The sequence below is a fragment of the Acinetobacter soli genome (assembly GCF_000760595.1).
Taxonomy (GTDB): Bacteria; Pseudomonadota; Gammaproteobacteria; order Pseudomonadales; family Moraxellaceae; genus Acinetobacter; species Acinetobacter soli.
In genome coordinates this window covers 102,854-124,538 of sequence record NZ_BBNM01000006.1, presented here as the reverse complement: position 1 = coordinate 124,538, position 21,685 = coordinate 102,854, and the positions used below count along the sequence as shown (strand labels likewise).

Here is a 21,685-nt window from a genome sequence, read left to right as displayed (position 1 = left end):
CAAAAGCGAATCTGATCATGATGATTGTGAGACATGCTGCACACCGAGACTTAGATGATATTTTTCGGTTGGCAGGGCGGGCAGGAGAGTCAGGTATTGGTCTGACTTCACTGCCACAAAATAAAGAAATTCTGGCGGCTCGCATTGACCGTACTACGCGGACACTCGATGGTTTAGCTGAAGCCTACGAGGCCAGCTATTTATTTGTACTTGAAGATACTGCGCTTGGAAAAATTGTTGGGGTAAGCGCAATTGAGGTCGCGGTTGGCCTCAATGAGCCGTTTTATAATTTTCGCGTTGCCAAACAGGTACATGCTTCAAAAGAGCTTAATGTATATACCGCGCTCGACACGTTGTTTATGAGCAATGATTACACTGGCTGTAGTGAGCTGTGTACCTTATTTCTCGATCCAGATTATCGTAAAAATCAAAATGGAAAATTTCTTTCCAAGGTTCGGTTCTTGTTTATTGCCGCATTTCGCTCACTGTTTAAAGAAAAACTGATTGCAGAGATGCGCGGTTATTCCGATCAAAATGGACACTCTCCGTTTTGGGATGCCTTGGGATCGCACTTTTTTCATATGGATTTTGCCACAGCAGACTATTTAAGTGGGGTGGGGCAAAAAGTCTTTATTGCCGAATTGATGCCGCGCTTTCCGGTTTATGTGGCGTTGTTACCCGAAGCAGCACGTCACGTGATTGCTCAGGTGCATCCGCATACCTTACCCGCAGCAAAGGTGTTGATGACCGAAGGCCTGCAGTATCAAGGTTATGTTGATATTTTCGATGCAGGACCAACGCTTGAAGCAAATACTTCAGATTTACGTGCAGTGAAAGACAGCCGCTGCGTAAGCGTTGTGATTTCAGATCACGTTTCGGTTTCAGAGCGATGCTATTTGATCGCCAACGACGATTATCACCATTATCGGGTTTTACTGCTTAAGGTCGCACTAACCGATGAGCACAGTATTTGTCTGACCCCAGAACAGGCAGCAGCTCTTCACGTGACCGAGCAGGATCAGGTTCGTGTTTTAGTATTAGATCAAATGGAGAATCAATAATGACAACAGGCGCACTTGCCATCAATGGAACATGGCGACAAGGATCTGGTGCAGTGATGATCAAAACTGACCCGATTAGTAACGAGTTAATCTGGCGCGGATACGAAGCAACTGCCCAAGAGGTTGAAACAGCATGTCTGGCGGCACGTGAGGCCTTTCCAGCATGGGCACGTTTAGGTCTAGAAGCCCGCATTGAAATAATTGAGCGTTTTGCAGCATTACTTGAGCAAAATAAACAGCATCTGGCAGAGGTGATTAGCCGTGAGACCAGTAAACCGCGCTGGGAAACGCTCACCGAAGTCCAGTCGATGATTGCAAAAGTGGCTATTTCAGTTCGTGCGTATCATCAGCGTACCGGATTTACCCAAACTCAAATGCCGGACGGTGTTGCATCGTTACGCCATAAGCCGCATGGTGTTTTGGCGGTATTTGGTCCCTATAATTTTCCGGGTCATTTACCCAATGGGCATATTGTTCCGGCTTTGATTGCAGGTAACACTCTTGTGTTTAAGCCAAGTGAACTCACACCTTGGACTGCCGAAGAGACGGTTAAGCTTTGGTACGAAGCGGGTTTGCCTCAGGGCGTACTTAATTTGGTGCAAGGCGGACGAAGCACGGGTGAGGCGCTTGCCGCAGCAGCGCAAATTGACGGGCTGTTATTTACCGGCAGTGCATCAACAGGCTATCAGCTACATAAGCAACTGGCAGGCGCACCTGAAAAAATTCTGGCGCTTGAGATGGGCGGCAACAATGCCTTGATTATTGATGACGCTGTCGATCTGGATGCCGTCGTCAATCTGGCGATTCAGTCTGCATTTGTTTCTGCTGGGCAACGTTGCACCTGTGCGCGCCGTATTTTGGTCAAATCTGGACCACAAGGCGATGCCTTTATTGCCAGATTTGCGCAGGTGGCCAAGCAGTTGGTGATTGGGCCGTGGGATGCACAGCCACAACCGTTTATGGGGGGCGTGATTTCATCTGCCGCTGCCGACATGATGCTCAAAGCGCAAGCCAAGCTGATTGCGCTAGGTGCCAAGCCACTGCTTGAAATGACCCGACCAGATGAACACAGTTCGCTATTAACGGCGGGTATTTTAGACGTCACGCAGGTTTCAGATATACCAGATGAAGAATATTTTGGCCCGCTCACCTGTATTTATCGTTATGAGCAGTTTGATGAGGCCTTGAGTCTTGTCAATGCCACACGATTTGGCTTGGCGGTAGGTTTGGTTTCACCTTCTCGCGAACTGTTTGAGCGCGTACTGATTGAAGCGCGGGCCGGTATTGTGAACTGGAATAAGCCGTTAACGGGCGCTTCAAGTGCAGCACCGTTTGGTGGTGTGGGGGCTTCGGGCAACCATCGTGCCAGCGCATTTTATGCGGCGGATTATAGTGCATGGCCAATGGCATCGCTAGAAAGTGAACAGCTCACATTACCAGAGAAATTATCACCGGGCATTGTGCTCTAGTACGGACTGCATAACACCTAAAAGGAAGAAAACATGTCGGGTTATGAAATTAATTTTGATGGATTGGTGGGCCCAACCCATCATTATGCAGGATTGTCATTTGGCAATGTCGCATCAACCAACAACCGCAACAATCTGTCTAATCCGAAGCTGGCGGCGCAGCAAGGCTTACTCAAAATGAAGGCCTTGGCCGACTTGGGCCTTAAGCAAGGTGTATTTGCGCCCCAAGAACGCCCGCATGTGCCTACGCTTCGCCGATTAGGCTTTAGTGGAAGCGATAGCGACGTCATTGCAGCAGCAATGCGCGCCGCACCAGCGTTATTGTCTGCGCTCAGCTCGGCCTCTTCGATGTGGACAGCCAACTCATGTACCGTTTCGCCATCGGCCGACAGTGCAGATGGACGTGTACATTTTACCGCCGCAAACCTAAATAATAAGTTCCATCGTTCAATTGAGCACCAGACAACCAGCCGAATCCTACAAGCCATGTTCAATCATGATGTATATTTCGCGCATCATGAAGCATTACCTGAAGCGGCCTTGTTTGGTGATGAGGGTGCTGCCAACCATAATCGTTTGGGCGGTGCCTATGATCAGGCAGGTATTCAGGTATTTGTATACGGTCAGCAGCAACTCGGCGGTACCGTTGCACCCAAAAAGTTTCCGGCACGTCAAACCCGTGAAGCAAGCGAAGCAATTGCACGCCTACATGGTTTGCATGCCGACCGGACAGTGTTTGTACAGCAAAACCCTGAGGTGATCGATCAGGGGGTATTTCATAACGATGTGATCGCCGTGAGTAATCAGCAGGTGCTGTTTCATCATCAGCAGGCGTTTTTAAATCAGTCACAGGCGCTTGCAGAAATTCGTGAAAAGATGGCTGCCATTGGGCAAGACTTTGTTGCGATTGAAGTACCTGAGCAACGTGTATCGGTCCAAGATGCGGTCTCGACCTATCTGTTTAACAGCCAGATTTTGACCCGTCCAGATGGTGCCATGACACTGGTGGTGCCAGAGGAGTCGCGTCAAAATGCGTCGGTGTGGGCTTATCTGACAGATTTGCTGCAAATGGGAACACCAATCGATCAAATCAAAGTCTTTGATTTGAGAGAAAGCATGCGTAATGGCGGTGGACCTGCGTGTTTGCGTTTGCGCGTGGCGCTAAATGATGCCGAATTGGCAGCGGTTAATCCGAACATCATGATGAATGACGCATTGTTTAGCACGTTAAATCAGTGGGTTGAGCGTCATTATCGGGATCGACTGGCGCAGGATGATCTGGCCGATCCACAGTTATTAATCGAGAGCAGAACGGCTTTAGACGAGCTGACTCAAATTTTAGGATTAGGTTCGGTGTATCACTTCCAGCGCTAACACATGGCAAGGCAGACTTTAAAGGATGAAAGCATATGGTTGATCTATTGGCATTGACACTCACGCAACGTGATCCTGAACAAGACACAGGTGAATCAGCAGGATTTCACTGGCAGTGGTTAGGCGAGGGATTGCTGCAGTGCACGCCTGTTTCGGGTTATGAAAAAACCATTTTGCTTTCTGCCGGAATTCATGGCAATGAAACGGCCCCAATTGAATTGATCGACAACATACTCAAAGATTTATTTGCTGCAAAACTGATGCTCAAGCATCGGGTGCTGTTTGTCTTGGGGAATCCGGAGGCGATTCGTCAAGGTGTACGTTATCTTGAAAATGATATGAACCGGATGTTTTGTGGCGCTCATGAGGCACTTAGAGCAGATGTAGAAACTCGCCGTGCAGCTGAGCTTGAGCACATCACATCGCATTTTTTTCACACTTCAGATGTGCAGGCCAAGGCTTATCATTACGATTTGCACACTGCCATCCGTGCCTCGCGATTGCCTCTCTTTGCTTTGTTTCCATATCAAAGTCATCCCTATGATGCAGCATTGCTTGCACAGTTGGATGCAGCCGATCTGGATGCGCTGGTTTATCACAACAGTTTTGGCAAAACCTTTACCCAATTTACTGCAACGCATTTTCAAGCAGCCAGTACCACGCTCGAACTGGGTAAAGCCAAAGCGTTTGGACACAATGATTTATCTGAGTTTGATCAAATTGATCAAGTGCTGCGTGCCATTTTAAGCGACACGGTTTTACCTGTGCGACATAAGCCTGCAATACGCGAATTTAAGGTGATGAGTTCGATCATCAAACACAGTGATGATTTTCAGCTTCAACTTGCGGCAGATGCACCCAACTTTTCGACTTTTCAAAAGGGCGATGTGCTGGCGATACAGTCAGGCGAAAATCAAATCGTTGAACACGAGCAGGTCTGGATATTATTTCCAAACCCTCAGGTAAAAAAGGGCTTACGTGCCGGACTGGTGTTAGAGGAAACCACACAGCACAAAAAATAACTCGTCAGAGGCCAATCAGTCAGGAATAGACATTCATGGAGTATGAAGATGGAGATTCATTAAACGGACGTTGAGACCCAGAACGTGGATGAAATGCCCGGTGGGCGATATATACAGCAAGGACATGTTGTCAAAAAAATAGTTGGAGTGAATGTGGATGAGTAATGACAATGAAAAGACATTGCAGGCAGGCGGATTCCTGAACGAGCAATCAGGCTATCAAGATCGAAGTAACGCACAAACCAGTGCGATCGCCCGAGATCACGATACAGGAAAGCCGTTAAAGCGTGCTATGACCAAACGTCATCTGGTCATGATTTCATTGGGTGGTGCCATTGGAACGGGGCTTTTTTTAGGTTCGGGCGATGTGATTTCACAGGCAGGGCCGGTGGGAGCTATTTTATCGTATTTGCTCGGTGGCGTGATTGCCTACATGGTCATGCTCTGTTTGGGGGAGCTTGCGGTGCATATGCCGGTGTCGGGTTCGTTTGGTGAATATGCCAGAACGTACATTGGCCCGGGAACAGGCTACATGATTACATGGCTTTACTGGCTGACATGGACCGCCACACTGGGAACCGAATTTACTGCGGCGGCTTTACTGATGCAGGAGTGGTTTCCTTCAGTTTCAATGTGGACATGGACCCTGATTTTTGCAGGGTCGATCTTTACACTGAATGTCAGCTCTACTCGATTGTTTGCAGAATCGGAATTTTGGCTCTCCTTGGTGAAGGTGCTCACCATTATCTGCTTTATTGGTTTAGGACTTGCCGCCATTTTTGGGGTGATTTCTTATCATGGGCATGAATCTGCGCCGCTATTTAGTAAATTAACCGAACATGGCTGGTTTCCTAATGGTGTTTTCCCCATCTTTGCCACAATGCTCATTGTCAATTTTGCCTTTTCGGGCACCGAATTGATTGGTGTGGCAGCAGGTGAGGCTGAAAATCCAGCTCAAACCGTACCTAAAGCCATCAATGCGGCGATTTGGCGGTTATTAATTTTCTTTGTCGGCACAATTATTGTGATTTGTGCATTGCTACCGTATGAAATGGCGGGGCTGAATTCAAATAGTGTCAGCAACAGTCCATTTGTGACGGTATTTAACTACATCGGCATCCCTTATGCCGAAGATATTATTCGCTTTGTGATTATTACCGCCTTACTTTCGGCAGCCAATTCTGGCTTGTTTGCGGCATCTCGTATGATGTGGTCATTGTCGGCCAAAAATCAGCTTCCTAAAGTTTTCAAAAAGCTCACTGCTTCAGGTACACCGATTGTAGCAATTACGGTCACTATGTTTGGCGCCATTCCGGGTCTGCTTTCTGAACATTTTGCACCCGAAACCATTTTTAAAAATCTGCTAGGCGTGGCGGCATTTACTATGGTGGTGGTGTGGATTTCAATTTGTGTGTGCCAGTTTAACTTTCGTAGACAATGGATCAAATCTGGTAAAACCGCTAAAGATCTAAAATTTGCGGCGCCGCTCTTCCCACTAACGCCGATATTGGGCGGGGTATTTTGTACCATTACCTGTATCAGTATGGTGGCCGATCCTTCAATGCAAGTTGGATTTGTGTGCTGTATCTTGTTTATTGCAGCTTGCTATGCCAGTTACTTCTTCTTTTATAAAGAAAAAACATCAATGTAATTCAAAAATCTGCCTGCATTTATGGCGTCAGTTGTAAATGTCACTCCACACAAAAGCCAGTCTAGGAATAGACTGGCTTTTGAACGGATCTTGATTCAGAATTATGAAGAATGAGGTGCAGTAGCAGTGGTTTTGCCGAGTTCATCCGAGGCTGTTTTTTTACCGAAATGCAAATGATTAAAAAAGAGATTAAGTAATACCGCAGCCAAACACGTGATACTGATACCAGAGTGAAATAAGGTTTGAATAGCGTTTGGCATGGCATGGAAAAATTCAGGACTGATGAGTGGAATGAGGCCAGCACCGAGTGATACAGCCACGATAATCATATTGGATTGAACCTGATAATCGACTTTAGACAGTGTACGAATACCACTGACGGCAACACTACCAAACAGTACCAAACCCGCACCGCCCAGAACCGGCATTGGAATAGACGCCACCAAGCGACCAAATACCGGCAGTAAGCCAAGTACCACTAAAATTGCCCCAGCACTTGCCACCACAAAGCGGCTTTTCACGCCAGTAATGGCAACCAGACCGACATTTTGAACAAATGCACACTGCATAAATGCCCCAAAAAATGGTGCAATCGCAGAGGAGAGCATATCTGCACGTAGGCCATCGGCAATACGGGTATTGTCTACTTTGGTTTCGACAATTTCACCAATTGCCAGCAAGCTCGCCGTGGTTTCGGTCAAAATGACCAGCGTTACAATACACATCGATAAAATTGCTGGCCATTCAAATACAGGCATACCAAAGCCCAGAATATTCGGTAATGCCACCCAAGCGCCCTGACTGACTTTGGAAAAATCTGCCAGTCCTAATGTAAATGCCACGACAGCACCAAAAACAATCGCCAAGAGTACCGCCAAACGACGTATTGCGGCAGAACCGAATTTGGTAATCAGGAGTAAAAACACCAGTGTGATGCCTGCCAGTCCCAGATTTTCAAGCGAACCCCAGTTAGGCGCTTTAGGATTACCGCCCATGATCCAGCGAATCGCGACAGGTAATAGCGAAACTCCAATAATGGTGATAATCGAACCCGTCACAATCGGTGGAAAGAAGCGAACAATTTTGGAAAAAAATGGTGCGATCACCACACCAAAAATTGAACTGACGATAATTGCACCAAGAATGGACTGAAAGCTCCCTCCATTTGCACCAATTGCGATCATACTTGCAACGGCAGCAAACGAGGTGCCTTGCACGATTGGCAGTTTAGAGTCAAACCACTTCACGCCAAGGGTTTGAAGCAAAGTGGCTAAGCCGGCCACTAAAATTGAGGCTGTAATGAGCAGGCCGATATCGGCTTGAGATAACCCAATACCAAGACCAACAACCAGTGGGGCTGCAATGAGTCCACCGTACATCGTGAGTACATGCTGGAAGCCATAAGTCAGATTTTTAGCCAGTCCGAGATGCTCGTGCTCTGGCGATGATGCTGTCGGATTCGTGTTCATATCAGGTGCTTCGGTTCTTGATAGAGTTTCAAGAAATTTTGCAACATGCATGCCACGCATCCCCACTTCGTAATTTCATGAATTTTGAAATAACGAAATTGATATAACCCAACTTGTTTATAGGTTAATCTTTAAAGTGCACTGGAATCCATTGATAGCTTTTTCCATCTGCCGAATACACATGCCCAATTCCCGGAAAGGGTAAATGTGGTGCGGCGATGGTTTGTCCATTTTTGGCAAAATCTGCAAATTGTTTTAAGCGTGTTTGAACAGCTTGTTGTGGGTTGATGTCATATTCAATGGCTGTTTTTGGCCGATCAAACTGCACCGTATGCGAGTGAACAATATCGCCAATAAATACCACGGTTTCGCTATCAGTTTTAAGGGCATAGCTAAAGTGTCCCGGTGTGTGACCTGCGGTACTGATCACCTTAAAGCCTTGGATTTCGTCGCCAAGCTTATAGGTTTTAAAGCGTTGTTTTGCTTGATACGGTGCCAGCGCTGCTTTGATTTTTTCGACAGTACCCAAGTAGCCTGCACGTTTGGCTTCTGGCACTTTGCTGGCCTGCTTTGCATCTAACCAATAATTGGCTTCATCTTGTGAAGCATATACGGTGGCATTTGGAAAATTGGCAGTGCCGTTTTTACTGATACCGCAAACATGATCGGGATGTAAATGAGTCAGTAAAATAGTATCGACCTGTTCAGGCTGGTAGCCCGCTGCTTTTAAATTGGTTAAAACAGAACCTAAATGCGCCCCGAAGCAACTGGCAGCACCGCTATCGACCAGTACCAGCGATTTTCCAGTATTGACCAAAAATGCATTGACTGAGGTTTGAACGCCTTTCTCTTGATCGGCATAGTATTTCTTTAAAATTTCATGTACTTGTTGCTGTGGAATATCTTTAAACAGTGTAGGGGACATAAAGTTTGTACCGTCGAGCAGGGCGGTGATTTGAACATTGCCTGCTTGATATTGGTAATAGCCTGCGACTTGTTTTTGTGAAGTCGGCATAGACAAACTTGCAGCCTGTAGTGTGGAAATTGTACCCAAAACAAGGCTGGTCGCTATAACTGTTGATCTTAATAATGTCATGAGCATTCTTATAAAAATAGATATACGTAACTTTGTTTTAGCATGACCAATACTATTTTGCATTTAATTTTCAACAAGCATATAGCTGTACTTCGTAGGAAATTGAATCTAAATCCCGATTTGGAATTTTGATGTAGCACCGAGGTTCAGTTTTCATCTGATTGGATAAAGAATTGGACAATTCGGATAGAGCTTTCACTTAGAAATAGATTTAATCAAGTCATGATCAAAATCGATAACAAGGTGAAGGAACGAATGAAGACGATACATGTGGATGACATCATTAATCAAAATAGATTATCACGCTTGCAAAAGCAGGTATTGATTTTGAGTTTTTTAATTTTTTTCTGTGATGGATTAGATACAGGAATTATTGGATTTATTGCCCCTGCATTACTAGACGACTGGGGCATTAGTAAACCAGCACTTGCTCCAGTTTTAAGTGCCGCTTTGGTTGGGATGTGTATCGGTGCAATAATTTCCGGACCGATATCAGACCGATTTGGTCGTAAAGGTACGATTTTAGTCAGCACATTTTTATTTGCGTTATTTTCTGTTTTATCAGGATTTGCAACCGATACCACTCAACTGATGATCTACCGTTTAATGACAGGCTTGGGTTTAGGTGCGGTCATGCCAAATATTAGTACGCTTGTATCTGAGTATATGCCTGCAAATCGCAAAGTTTTTCTAACCAGCATCCCGGGTTGCGGTTTTTTATTGGGTATTTCAAGTGGTGGACTCATTTCAAGCGTATTTCTTGAAACGATAGGGTGGAGAATGATTATGGTAGTTTGTGGTATCTTGCCACTTTTACTGCTAATGGTCCTGTTTTTTAAATTACCTGAATCAGTTCGCTTTTTAATTAAACACAATCAATTAATAGCAGCACAGAAAATTTTAGAAAAAATTCAGGGATCTGTAATTGATCTAACACGCCTCGCAAATGTTGTCGATACGACTTCCTCACAATCGATTCGTCCTGTTCAGTTTTTATTTCGTCGTCACTTAAAGATTTCCGTATGCCTTTGGCTGTCATGTTTTATGAGTCTGCTGGTATTTTATCTGTTCACAAGTTGGATGCCGACCATTTTAAAAACATCGGGTTTAAGTACAGAACAATTTAGTCTAATTGCTTCCGTTTTTCCAATTGGCGGAGCAATTGGGGCTGCGATTATTGGCTGGTATATGGATAAGATAAATCCACATCGAGTCATCAAAAGTGCCTATTTGATTGCTTTTATTCTGTTTATAACGGCAAGTTTTATTCATTCAAATCTATTTTTACTTAGCCTCACCATTTTACTTACAGGTGCTATGTTGGCTGGTGCTCAGGCAGCTTTACTACCTCTGGCAACGATTTCATATCCAACTGAGTGTAGAGCAGTTGGTGTATCGTGGATGCATGGAATCGGACGATTAGGGGCAATTTTTGGGGCCTTTACAGGATCGCTAATTTTCCAATTTAGTTTTTCATTGGGCGAAATTCTGTTGATCTTGTCTGTACCTACCTTTATTGCTTTTTTGGGACTTAATCTTCAAAGTGATCGACATAACAATAAAGCTGAAATTGTGACTTAAAGGAGAAAAATATATGGACTTATATTTCTCAGATATTGAAGAACGTAATCGACAATATAATGCCAGAAACTCAGTCGCTGATTTTGAAAACTGTATGCAGATCTATCGTCAATTGGCCGAGCAGGCCAAACAACGTGTTGTAGGACTATACGATATTGCATATGGAGTTTCTAAGCAGGAGAAACTGGATATCTTTCCAAGTGTTTCACAACCAGCTCCAGTATTTGTTTATATTCATGGTGGATACTGGCGGGCTCAGTCTAAAGATGATGCTTGTTCCATGGCAGAAAATATGGTCAAACATGGTATTTCTGTGGTAACAGTCGAATATAACTTATGCCCAACATTTACTTTGTTTGAGATCGTGAAAGAAATACGTTCTGCAATAGCTTGGCTATACAAAAATGCGCATCGGTATGGAATCGATGCTGAACAGATTTATGTCTGTGGCAGTTCAGCGGGGGGGCATTTGGTGGCTATGCTTTGGAATGATCAATGGCAGCAGCATTTTGATGTCTCTAAGAATGTTATTAAAGGCGTGGTGGCTTTGAGTGGATTGTTTGACTTAAAACCACTTTGCGATATCGACCAAAATCAATGGTTAAAACTCAATATTGAACAAGCCGATCGACTTAGTCCTATTCATGATCTTCCTCATCCTTCAACAGCAGCGCCTTTGTTATTGTCAGTTGGTGAACTTGAGACACAAGGTTTTAAAAATCAGACTTTGAATTTTTATGAGACTTGCATAACGCAAGGTTATTCTCAAGTGGCGTATTTGAAAGATAAAGGACACAATCATTTTGATATTGTGAACACACTGGCTGAGCCAGATTCGGATTTATTTCGTGCTGTGAAACAAATGATTCAGACCAATGCCAAAGCGTAAATAAAATTTAAAGCAAATAAAAAAAGCTGGAAAACTCCAGCTTTTTTTATTTGGTAAAATTAAGACACTTTATCGCCCGGTTTTGCACCGCTGTCTGGTGAAATTACCCAAACACCGTCGCCATTACCCGCAGCTAAAACCATACCGTTAGAAATACCAAAACGCATCTTACGTGGTGCAAGGTTCGCCACCATCACCACCAGTTTGCCTTTTAACTCTTCAGGCTGATAAAACTCACGAATTCCGCTAAAGACATTGCGCGGTTCAGCTTCGCCTACATCTAAAGTCAATTGAAGCAGCTTGTCTGAGCCTTCAACTGTCGCAGCGTCTTGCACAAGCGCTACACGAAGATCAACTTTCATAAAGTCTTCAATACCGATAGTGCTGGTATTCAGAGCAGCTTCACCTACTTTTGGTTCAGATTTCTTCTCGACTTTCTCCTCTTTTTTCTTTTCCGCTTTTGGTGCTTCTGCTGTAGCAGCCAACGAATCTTTAGATGCATCGACCATCGCAGCCACAGCTTTCGGATCTACACGTTGCATGAGTGGTTGGAACTGTGCAATTTCGTGTGCAAGCAAGATTTGCTGACGTGATGCAAAATCAAAGCTTTCAAGTTGTAAGAAAGCCTGAACTTGTGCCGCAAGTGTTGGAAGAACAGGAGACAGGTAAATCGCAAGCTGACGGAACAAGTTAATCCCGACTGAGCAAACGTCATGAACTTGTTGTTCTTGACCCTCTTGCTTGGCAAGTGCCCACGGTTTTTTCTCATCGATATATTGGTTGGCTTTGTCGGCCAGTGCCATAATTTCACGAATTGCAGCGCTAAACTCACGCGCCTCGTAGGCTTGTGCAATTGAGTCGCCAGCATCGATAAAGCTTTGTACCAGTTCTGGTTCTGCACAGTTTGCAGATAGGGTATTGTTAAAGCTGCTATTGATAAATTTGGCACAGCGGCTGGCAATGTTGACCACTTTACCGACCAAATCAGAATTTACTTTTTGTACAAAATCATCCAGATTCAAATCTGAATCTTCCACTTTGTCCGAAAGTTTCGATGCAAAGTAGTAGCGTAGGTATTCTGGATTCAGGTGCTGTAAATAGGTTTCTGCTTTAATAAAGGTACCGCGTGATTTCGACATTTTCTGACCATTGACCGTCAGGAAACCATTAACGAATAAACCACTTGGAGTACGGTAGTTGGCACCTTCAAGCATTGCCGGCCAGAACAGCGCATGGAAGTAAACAATGTCTTTGCCAATGAAGTGATAGACTTCGTTTTGGCTGTCTTTTTTCCAGTAATCATCAAAGTTGAGCTCTGGGCGCTTGGCTTTGATGTAGTTTTCAAAGCTCGACATATAGCCAATTGGCGCATCGACCCACACATAAAAATACTTGTTAGGTGCATCTGGAATTTCAAAACCAAAATACGGCGCATCGCGTGAAATATCCCAGTCTGCCAAACCTGCTTCAAACCATTCATCTAGTTTGTTGGCAATCGATACTGGCAAACGACCTTCGTCACGTGTCCATTTTTGCAAGTATTCACCAAAGTTGGGTAGCTTAAAGAAGTAATGATCTGACGATTTTTCAACGGGGGTTGCACCGCTCAAGGTTGAACGCGGATTAAGTAATTCGGTGGCATTGTAAGTGGTGCCACATACTTCACACGCATCACCATATTGGTCTTCTGCTTTACATTTTGGGCAAGTGCCTTTAATAAAACGATCTGACAAAAACATTTGTTTTTCAGGATCGAAAAGCTGAGTGATCGGGCGAACGGCAATATTGCCTGCTTCACGGTTTTTTAAATAAATATCTTCAGAACGTGCTTTGTTTTCAGTGCTGTGCGTCGAGTCGTAATGATCGAAATGTACACCAAACCCGTCAAAATCGCGGATATGTTCTTTTTGTACATTGGCAATTTGCTGTTCTGGCGAGATTCCATTGGCTTCGGCACGTAACATGATTGCCGTACCATGAGCATCATCCGCACATACGTAGGTCACATCATGGCCCATTGCACGCATGGCACGAACCCAAATATCTGCTTGGATATAACCGAGTAAGTGGCCCATATGGATGGGTCCATTGGCATAAGGGAGGGCGTTGGTGACTAAAATTTTACGCACGGATTGGATTCTCTCATTCGTATTCATAAGACCGATGATTCTAACTGATGAACCCGAGAAAACAAAGCAAGGCATGGCTTGACAGAGAAGGGAAAATTAAAAAAGAGCACTCAGATGAAGTGCTTAAAACAACTCAAGCCTGCGAGCAGGCTTGAGGGAGATCTATCGAGAGGTAAATGACTTAGAACTGATAACCCGCAGCGACGTAGTAACCCCAGCCGGTACTGTTTTGTACAAAGTCGCCATTACCCCAGTTGGCAACCGCGCCGTCTTTAAACTGACCACCATTGTGGAAGTAACGCGCAGCAGTGAATAAACGCAGGTGCTTCATGTTATAAGAAAAAACATGCGTTGAAACCAAAGCTTCGTTGGTGCGGTTCGGGTCTTTATCGCCAAGTTTCGAACCAAAGTCATAGTTGGTAAAGGTGAAATAGTTGAGTGATGCGCCATTATTAAATGAATAAAGCGGATAGAAAAACTGAACCTGTAAACGTCCGCCATCATCTGAAGTATATGAGTTTGGCGCGCCGTAGTTTTCCCATTGCTGTTTTGCAAATACGTTTACATTCATACCAAGTTTGGTGTGGGTGTCAATTGAGGTACCCAAACCATAGTACAAGGTATTTTGGCTGTTATTCGAGTGACCACCAGCGTCTACGATCCAGTCAGTTGCAAAGAACCAGTCTTTAAATGGCCCAACGGAGAGATCTTTACCGGTTAAACGATTGAACGAAACTTTTGGCTGGTTTTCAGCAAAGAGTTTAGAACCGTCTTTGTCCCAAACCCCTTTAATGTTGTCGTTACCACCAAAATATTTTGGCGCATCGAAATAGCCATACCAATCGATTGGACCAGTCTGACCATAATACTCAAGCTCAAGATAGGCATTTTCTACTGTTTTTGGCGAAAATTTGACATCATTGCTATAAATACCCCAAAGTGTAGCATTCACACCAGCATTGGCCTGTTGCACACCCAGCAATGTTGCTGCAGCTAAAAATACAGTGCTTAACGATTTAAGAGACATTATTAGAACTACTCCAACATCATAAATTTTTAGACATATCGCACTATGTCTAAACAAAAGATTCTTTAGAAAAAACGAACGCAAAAGACCTAAGCAATGAATATGCCACTCTACTGGCATGGGCTCGGCTACACTGACCGTGAATTGCGTAATCTTGGTGGACGCGATTTTATGTTATTTTGATGCAAAGTTGTTAAACTTTGTAATTAAAGGTGCTGTAAGATGATTTTTAAAGAATAAATTTTAAATTTATTATTAAATAATTCATGTTTTTAATTTTATTATTCATCATTAAAAAGTCTAAAAATTTTATTGAGACTCAGCATATCCGCTGTGTATCGTTTAGTTTTTTTAATCAACGTCGCAATGATTCAATCGATTACATCGTGAAAGCAAGATATAGCTTCCTCGCTATGAAAAGTTGACCATTTGGTGCATTTTTTCAAAAGTTGATCTGTAAGGTGGCACAACAACGAAGTTAAATTATCCCTAACATTCGACAACATGCAGCTCTATGTCATGCGAGCTTGAGAAGTTCTACAGTCAATTTTCAATTGAGTGGGTAAATTAAGAATTGTTCAATGATAAAGCCTGTGTGCTGCTGGTCAAAAAAGTCAATGAAAAGGAATTAGTATATTGAAATTTAAGATAAAACACTTCGCTACAATGTGTATCATCTTTGTTGCAAATTGCAGTTTTTAAACCTTTCGCTGCATAAGCATTGTATAAAAGAAGATAGATCAAAGCTCCCATCAAGATTCCATATCACAGATTTTACTCAAATATCTAAGACAAAGAGGATTGCGACATGACCAGCGAAAACAAATTAGATGATTTAAAAAATAAAGCGGCTGACCTAGGCGATGAACTCAAACATAAAGCTAAAGAGGCCAAGCTAGAAGGCGAAAAAGCGCTAGATGACCTCAAGCATAAAGCTCAAGAGGCTAAGCTCAATGGTGAAAAAGCTGTAGATGACTTTAAAAAAGATGCAGAGCGTGATCATTCAGATAAAAAAGCTGCATTTGATGACAAGGTCGATGAAGCCAAAACCAAATGGAATGATGCTAAAGGTGATGCGCAAGATAAGTTCGATCATCTGAAAACTGAAGCAGGGCATAAGCTTGAAGAAGCCAAGTTAAAGGCACAAGAACTTAAGCATGAAGCATCGGTGAAACTCGATGAACTTAAAACACAAGCATCGGCTAAACTCGACGAATTGAAAAAAACAGCTACCGACACTTTAAACAAATTTAAAGGCAACGATAAATAAGTCTTGCCCTTAAAAATTGGCTAACTCAAGTACGTTCACTGCATATGATTGATGTAGAGAAAATGCAACATTAATATGGGTGTAGTGAACGAGCTTTTATAAAAATACTGTTAAACTACGCTCTACTAGACGCATTATTTCTGTGGAGTATTACGAATGTCGTGGCTTTCATCGCTTAAATCTGTATTTTCACCCGCTCAAGAGGTGAAAGAAGAAGACATTCAAGCCATACTTCAAGCCTATCGTCTTACGGGGCACTCATTCGAACTTAAAGACCGCATTACGCAAATAAACGTGCAGGGTCGTGTCTTGCAACTGACGATCAAAACCTATCCTGAAGAAGCCGATCATTTACAGCAAATTCATGACGAACTTGCAGGTGCGCTACAAGATGCAGGGATTGAAGAGTTAAATTTGCATGTAATTCAGCAAAAAACCGCACCGCGTACGCAAGAAGCTGCCGCAATTTTGCCTCCTGTCGTCGATGCCTCTGCATCACCAACACCTGATCCGAACAATCCACCAATTCAAAAGAAAGCCCCGCTACAAAGTGAGGTTGCTGCTCACCCGCGTATTCAACATGTGATTTTGGTGTCTTCTGGTAAAGGCGGTGTGGGGAAATCGACCACCACGGTCAATTTGGCCTTGGCATTACACAAACAGGGTTTAAAGGTGGGCGTATTAGATGCCGATATCTATGGGCCAAGTATTCCGACCATGCTGGGCAATGCAGGTCAGACCCCAATGATTGAAAATGAAAGTTTTGTGCCACTTGAAGCACATGGGCTAGCAGTGCTTTCTATTGGACATTTGACTGGCGACCATAATACTCCTGTGGCATGGCGTGGGCCAAAAGCTACAGGTGCGCTGATGCAGCTCTTCAACCAGACGCTCTGGCCAGATTTGGATGTGCTGGTGATCGATATGCCACCGGGCACAGGCGATATTCAACTGACGCTTGCACAGCGCATTCCGGTTTCGGGTGCTGTGATTGTAACCACTCCTCAAAATGTCGCATTGCTTGATGCCACTAAAGGTATTGAGCTATTTAACCGGGTGGGTATTCCTGTATTGGGTGTGATTGAAAACATGTCGACCCATATCTGTTCAAATTGTGGTTTTGAAGAGCAGATTTTTGGTACGGGTGGGGGCGATCAGTTGTCTGAACAGTATCAGATTCCACTGCTTGGGCGCCTGCCTCTTAATGGGCAAATTCGTGAAAATGCCGATAAGGGCCAACCGAGTGTGGTTGCGCAAGATGCTGCTGCTGAAAGTTATGAACTGATTGCACAGGCGCTTTGGTCGCGCGTAGCAGATTTGCCGCAACGTGCGCGTGATGACAAGCGTATCTTTTAATTTGAAAACGGGTTCACTAGATCTGCACGAGATATAGCCTATTTATTATGATTTTTATTAGATTTTCTATATAATCATGCTATCTATCTGATTATTTAACTTTTATTGATTCGTTTTTTTGAACGATTGGCATAAAATTTGCTAATTACTTGTTTTTGGATTTAAGGATAACGAATGAAGTTTAAAGCGTTGTTTACTGCACTTGGTCTTTGCTCAGGTTTGTTTTTGACCGCGTGTAGCAGCCATTATGTTGCATCTACTCCCTCAGTTGAAGTGAAGTCAGCATTGAAACCAATCATTATTCAGGGTGCTTTACCCGTCGAGTCTGAGCAAATGGCATCTAAACTCAGTGATGTCAGTGTAGAAACCATCGGTGGCTGGAAATTCTGGAAAGGCACGTATCATGGCTATCCAGTCATTATTTCAAAAACGCGTATGGGCATGAGTAACTCTGCAGCAGCAACAGCGATTGCCATTGAACGCTTCCAGCCTGTTGCGATTATCAACCAAGGAACATCAGGCGGTCACGATCCAAAACTGAATGTTTACGATATTGTGCTGGGTCAATACACCACCAATATTGGTGCATTTAAAACACCGCACCAGCCTGTCGGTGGTGGATCGGATGCACTCAAATGGAATGAAGCATTTGATGTATTGCCAAAAGATGAATCCGACCCAGAGCCAATTGCAATTCGTAAATTTCAAGCCGATGCCGGTTTACTTGCCGCTGCAAAGCGCGTGAAATCGAGCTATAACAAAGGTAAGGTGGTTGAAGGAACCATTGGTTCTGCGGATGTTTGGAATAACGAACTAGATCGCATCAAATTCTTTAATACCCGTTACGGTACGTCGGTAGAGGAAATGGAAGCGGCATCGGTAGCACAAATTGCCAGTCAGTTTAATGTGCCATTTATCGGTATTCGCGTGGTGTCAAACAACATCACCAACAACGGCAAGTATGATGGCGGTACAGGTGAGGCGTGTCAGGAATACGTTTTGCATGTGGCCGAAGAATACATGAAAGGCTTAAAAGCAAAATAAGCCGAGCTCACAACAAGGCCGAACTTTAGTTCGGCTTTTTGTTTGGTCTGTTTTTCCAGTGATGAATCACACTCCAACGCCAAAATAAATTGGTCACCACCGATAAAACAATGGCAACCACTAAGGCTTCAATGACCAGCCCGGAAAGTAAAATTTTGGCGAGGCTTAAATCAATATGTGCGTGTCCGAAGTTTCTCACCCAGTTCGAAATTTGATGTAAGACACCGAGCAGCATTTCTTTATTGATCATCTGCACATGATAAATTTTTGTGCCAATCCAGAAGCCGATATACAGAATCGGTACTAACGTAAGTGGATTACTTAACCATGCCAAAACCAGCCCAATCGGAAGATTCACTTCAAACATCAGGACAGCAGCAACAATAAACAAGCTGTGAAACGGAATAGGCAGCAGGCCAAAGAATGTCCCTATAAATACAGCACGGGTAATCGATTTTCGATTGATATACCACAGCAAAGGATTGAGCGATCGTTTACCAAAAAATCGCATCAATTTCAGATTAGCGACCTTTTCAGATGAAGGAAGCCAAGATTGGAAGAACTGCTTTGCCATAGACATAATATCATTCAATACGCAATACCACGGTATGCCGCATTGTCGCGATCATCCGGTGCATCAGGACATGACCTATAGTGCTGAGGAAAACTTAGATAAAACTTAAAGCTTTGAAAAAGAGAGAATTGATTGCAATACAAACAACCAAGTGTCGAGATATAACGGTACGCCTTTTGCAGCGAAGTGTCAAATTGTGGCGCAAGATAGCAAAATTGAATAAAAAGATTGAGATAGATCACACAAGTCATAATTATATACACTTTTAAAGTGACTGCTGCGTCTTATTGATTTATAGCTTATAAACCCCTGTAAAGTATTGAAAATATCCATGAGCGGCCAATATCAATCTGAGCAGTTTCAGTATATGTTTGTTGGCTGGTGCTATAGTGTTTTTCGTCTGGTTTGATACAGGGTGAGGTCATCGGATGATTTCATGGTTTTTTGTGGGGCTGGTTGCTGCCATTTTGCTAACACCAGGCCCAACCAATACATTGCTGGCATCGTCTGGTATTCAGGTCGGGGTGCGTGCATCTTTAAAGCTGATTCCTGCTGAAGTCACGGGATATATTATTTCGATCTCGTTTTGGGGATTACTGATTGGTTTAATTTCCCAGCATTTTGCTTTACTGCCGACCATTTTGAAGTTGCTTAGTGCATTTTACATTTTGTACTTGGCCATCAAGCTGTGGCGTACAGCCGATCATCAGCAAAATTTGTCTCAGCCCACGATTCGTTTTACCGAACTCCTTTGTGCCACCATTTTAAATCCGAAAGGTTTATTGTTTGCCTCTGCCATTTTCCCACAGGCTGCGTGGTCCAATATGCATTTGTACGGTCTACATATGGCCGTATTTCTCATGCTGATTATCCCGATTGCAACTTTCTGGATTGTCGTTGGGGCGTTGCTGGCAAAAAATCGGACACGCTGGTTTAATCCATCTAACCTACAACGCACTGCATCACTGATTTTGGTGAGTTTCTCGATACCACTGAGTTATTCTGCATTTTTAAAATTTTAAAGCGTGTTCGGTGTTTGCAAGCCGCAACGTTTATGGTGTTGTAAATTGAAGCGTAAAAAGCCGTATTAGCTTACGCTTGTCGGAAATGTTTTTTTTTACATGTTTTTTTTTGCATTTGTTTAAACAATACGCATAATAGAAAGTGAGTCAGGGTTGGCAAAATTGCTAGCCCGTGTGGCAGGCGGGACGCTTTTCACAGCAGATAAAATCAAGAAAAATAAAATATGGTGCGGAGCATCGTATAACAGGATGGTCATGATGACGACAGGACATTCTACAGTCAACGTTCAACTCGCAGTGCTACTTTTGAGTCTAGGCCTAGGCCTCGCTCATTCAGCTTTTGCCTTGGAAGCATTGTCAGATGAAAGCTTGAGTCAGCAAACTGGTGAAGGGATTGCGATCTTGCCCGAAAACGTCAAAATGGTGTTTCAAAAGGCAGAAGACAATTTAAGTACAGCACAAAATAAAGCCCGTGTGGCAGATCGAAGTTTTGATACCGGTCTGATTCGTGTGATTCCTGTCGGGCCATTGTCTGCAACGGCCACTGCCGCAGGTGCAAAAAAAGCCGATCTGTATCTTTACGGTTTGGCACTCTCTAAAAGCGACAGCGATGTCAACTCACGCTTTAGCAATACTGGACTCAACCTCGGTACTGAATCTAACCCGTGGGTTTTAAATGTATTGCCTGTCAATACTTTTGATTTTGCGGGGAATCTCCAAAATTTAAGTTACTTAAGCCTTGAGGCTCCTTTACTGCGGGCAGATGGCACAGTCGGCACAGACCCTGCCAAATTGGGCTTATGGGGCGATATCTTTTCGCGTAACTCGACCACCAGCACCACCGTGAACCCTGTAACTGGCGCGCCAACCACTTTAGGTGGGCTTGAACAGCGCTTACGTGTGCAAATGGTGCTCAATGGTCTAAATTTAAATGGCTCGAACTTTAAGCTGTTTCAAACTTTAGGCAATGCGCAGGCATCAGGGCTGCCAGCTTCATATAATCAAACACTCGGTTTGGCGGCGTTGATTCGTTTAAATACCGATTACAATGCGGGTACGCGTACCACAGCAGATGCGAGTCGTGTGCTGAGAATCAGCTCGGCTGAAGCCACTACAGATACCAGTAGCTGTACCAGTACCGGAACTTGCTTAAATACACCGGCCATTACTGGCGGCGGCGCACCAAGTTTTAATGCCCAAGAGGGCTTATACATTTATAGCCCAAATATCAATCTGGTTTTGGGTAATGTTTATCAGCCGCTTATTTTTAATACCGACGGCACCAATTTTTCTTTGGAGCTGACCCGTATTCCAAACGTGGCCAGTATTTATCAGCAAATTTATACCGATTACTCGGGTACCAACTCAGCTTATAAGGGTTCGACCTGTAACGTGCAAAGCTGTGGCACGGCCTCCACCATTGCTGGGGTGAATTATCAAGGCACAACCGCTACACACAGTAGTATCAGTATTGGAACAGTCGGAATCGGAAGTGGCAACTTACTAAATGCGGTGAATACCAGCTCGGCTGTAGGGGTCACTTTTAAAGATCCATCTGGCAATGCGGTGAATTTAGGTTCGGCAGCAATTGATGGCCTGATGATTCAGCATTTTAAAATTTCGACCACCGGACTTTGAAGGAGCGTATCAG

The 21,685-nt window shown here is 43.9% G+C and carries 17 protein-coding genes; 12 read left to right on the top strand and 5 right to left on the bottom strand.

The features are described from left to right. The first annotated feature begins 17 nt into the window (after nt 1-17). The 5 genes from astA to Aso01_RS09045 all read left to right on the top strand — a co-directional run bounded on the left by astA (nt 18) and on the right by Aso01_RS09045 (nt 6,577). A complete protein-coding gene (gene astA, locus Aso01_RS09065; RefSeq protein ID WP_004935102.1) occupies nt 18-1,061 on the top strand; it encodes an arginine N-succinyltransferase in 1,044 nt (347 codons plus the stop codon). After that, nucleotides 1,061-2,530, top strand: coding sequence for a succinylglutamate-semialdehyde dehydrogenase (gene astD / locus Aso01_RS09060; RefSeq protein ID WP_004935105.1), 1,470 nt, complete (start codon nt 1,061-1,063; stop codon nt 2,528-2,530). The genes astA and astD overlap by 1 nt, the downstream gene beginning before the upstream one ends. A 33-nt stretch (nt 2,531-2,563) precedes the next feature. Further along, nucleotides 2,564-3,904, top strand: a complete 1,341-nt coding sequence (gene astB, locus Aso01_RS09055; protein ID WP_004935107.1) for an N-succinylarginine dihydrolase — start codon at nt 2,564-2,566, stop codon at nt 3,902-3,904. Nucleotides 3,905-3,939: 35 nt separating this feature from the next. Then, complete coding sequence (gene astE / locus Aso01_RS09050; protein WP_004935110.1) at nt 3,940-4,926, top strand: succinylglutamate desuccinylase; 987 nt, start codon at nt 3,940-3,942, stop codon at nt 4,924-4,926. Between the two features lie 157 nt (nt 4,927-5,083). Then, nucleotides 5,084-6,577, top strand: coding sequence for an amino acid permease (locus Aso01_RS09045; protein WP_004935114.1), 1,494 nt, complete (start codon nt 5,084-5,086; stop codon nt 6,575-6,577). A gap of 101 nt (nt 6,578-6,678) precedes the next feature. On the opposite strand, the gene Aso01_RS09040 is transcribed toward Aso01_RS09045, so the two are convergent. Further along, complete coding sequence (locus Aso01_RS09040; RefSeq protein WP_039910013.1) at nt 6,679-8,046, bottom strand: nucleobase:cation symporter-2 family protein; 1,368 nt, start codon at nt 8,044-8,046, stop codon at nt 6,679-6,681. A gap of 124 nt (nt 8,047-8,170) precedes the next feature. Next, entirely contained in the window at nt 8,171-9,142 is a 972-nt protein-coding gene (locus Aso01_RS09035) for an MBL fold metallo-hydrolase (RefSeq protein ID WP_039909834.1), read from the bottom strand. Between the two features lie 255 nt (nt 9,143-9,397). On the opposite strand from Aso01_RS09035, the gene Aso01_RS09030 reads away from it, so the two are divergent. Both Aso01_RS09030 and Aso01_RS09025 read left to right on the top strand, forming a co-directional pair. Next, nucleotides 9,398-10,723, top strand: a complete 1,326-nt coding sequence (locus tag Aso01_RS09030; RefSeq protein ID WP_004935123.1) for an MFS transporter — start codon at nt 9,398-9,400, stop codon at nt 10,721-10,723. Nucleotides 10,724-10,736: 13 nt separating this feature from the next. After that, nucleotides 10,737-11,612 carry an alpha/beta hydrolase gene (locus Aso01_RS09025; protein ID WP_004935124.1) on the top strand — a complete coding sequence of 292 codons (876 nt, stop codon included), beginning with the start codon at nt 10,737-10,739 and terminating at the stop codon, nt 11,610-11,612. A gap of 59 nt (nt 11,613-11,671) precedes the next feature. Here Aso01_RS09025 and metG read toward each other — a convergent pair whose 3' ends face one another. Both metG and tsx read right to left on the bottom strand, forming a co-directional pair. After that, nucleotides 11,672-13,741, bottom strand: a complete 2,070-nt coding sequence (gene metG / locus Aso01_RS09020; protein WP_004935127.1) for a methionine--tRNA ligase — start codon at nt 13,739-13,741, stop codon at nt 11,672-11,674. 181 nt (nt 13,742-13,922) lie between these two features. Continuing rightward, entirely contained in the window at nt 13,923-14,768 is an 846-nt protein-coding gene (gene tsx / locus Aso01_RS09015) for a nucleoside-specific channel-forming protein Tsx (RefSeq protein WP_004935130.1), read from the bottom strand. A gap of 808 nt (nt 14,769-15,576) precedes the next feature. Here tsx and Aso01_RS09005 point away from each other — a divergent pair. From Aso01_RS09005 to Aso01_RS08995, 3 genes are all read left to right on the top strand, one after another. Next, nucleotides 15,577-16,038, top strand: coding sequence for a hypothetical protein (locus Aso01_RS09005; protein WP_004935133.1), 462 nt, complete (start codon nt 15,577-15,579; stop codon nt 16,036-16,038). 156 nt (nt 16,039-16,194) lie between these two features. Beyond that, entirely contained in the window at nt 16,195-17,394 is a 1,200-nt protein-coding gene (gene apbC, locus Aso01_RS09000; protein WP_004935137.1) for an iron-sulfur cluster carrier protein ApbC, read from the top strand. Nucleotides 17,395-17,568: 174 nt separating this feature from the next. After that, nucleotides 17,569-18,438 carry a 5'-methylthioadenosine/S-adenosylhomocysteine nucleosidase gene (locus tag Aso01_RS08995; protein WP_004935140.1) on the top strand — a complete coding sequence of 290 codons (870 nt, stop codon included), beginning with the start codon at nt 17,569-17,571 and terminating at the stop codon, nt 18,436-18,438. Nucleotides 18,439-18,463: 25 nt separating this feature from the next. Here the strand turns inward: Aso01_RS08995 and Aso01_RS08990 are convergent, their stop codons facing one another. Next, on the bottom strand, nt 18,464-19,018 hold the full coding sequence (locus Aso01_RS08990; protein ID WP_174428798.1) for a DUF2062 domain-containing protein: 555 nt from the start codon (nt 19,016-19,018) through the stop codon (nt 18,464-18,466). A 422-nt stretch (nt 19,019-19,440) separates the two neighbouring features. Between Aso01_RS08990 and Aso01_RS08985 the strand changes: the two genes are divergently transcribed. Both Aso01_RS08985 and Aso01_RS08980 read left to right on the top strand, forming a co-directional pair. Then, nucleotides 19,441-20,034 carry a LysE family translocator gene (locus Aso01_RS08985; RefSeq protein ID WP_004935147.1) on the top strand — a complete coding sequence of 198 codons (594 nt, stop codon included), beginning with the start codon at nt 19,441-19,443 and terminating at the stop codon, nt 20,032-20,034. Between the two features lie 258 nt (nt 20,035-20,292). Then, complete coding sequence (locus tag Aso01_RS08980; RefSeq protein ID WP_034440477.1) at nt 20,293-21,672, top strand: hypothetical protein; 1,380 nt, start codon at nt 20,293-20,295, stop codon at nt 21,670-21,672. Nucleotides 21,673-21,685 lie beyond the last annotated feature (13 nt).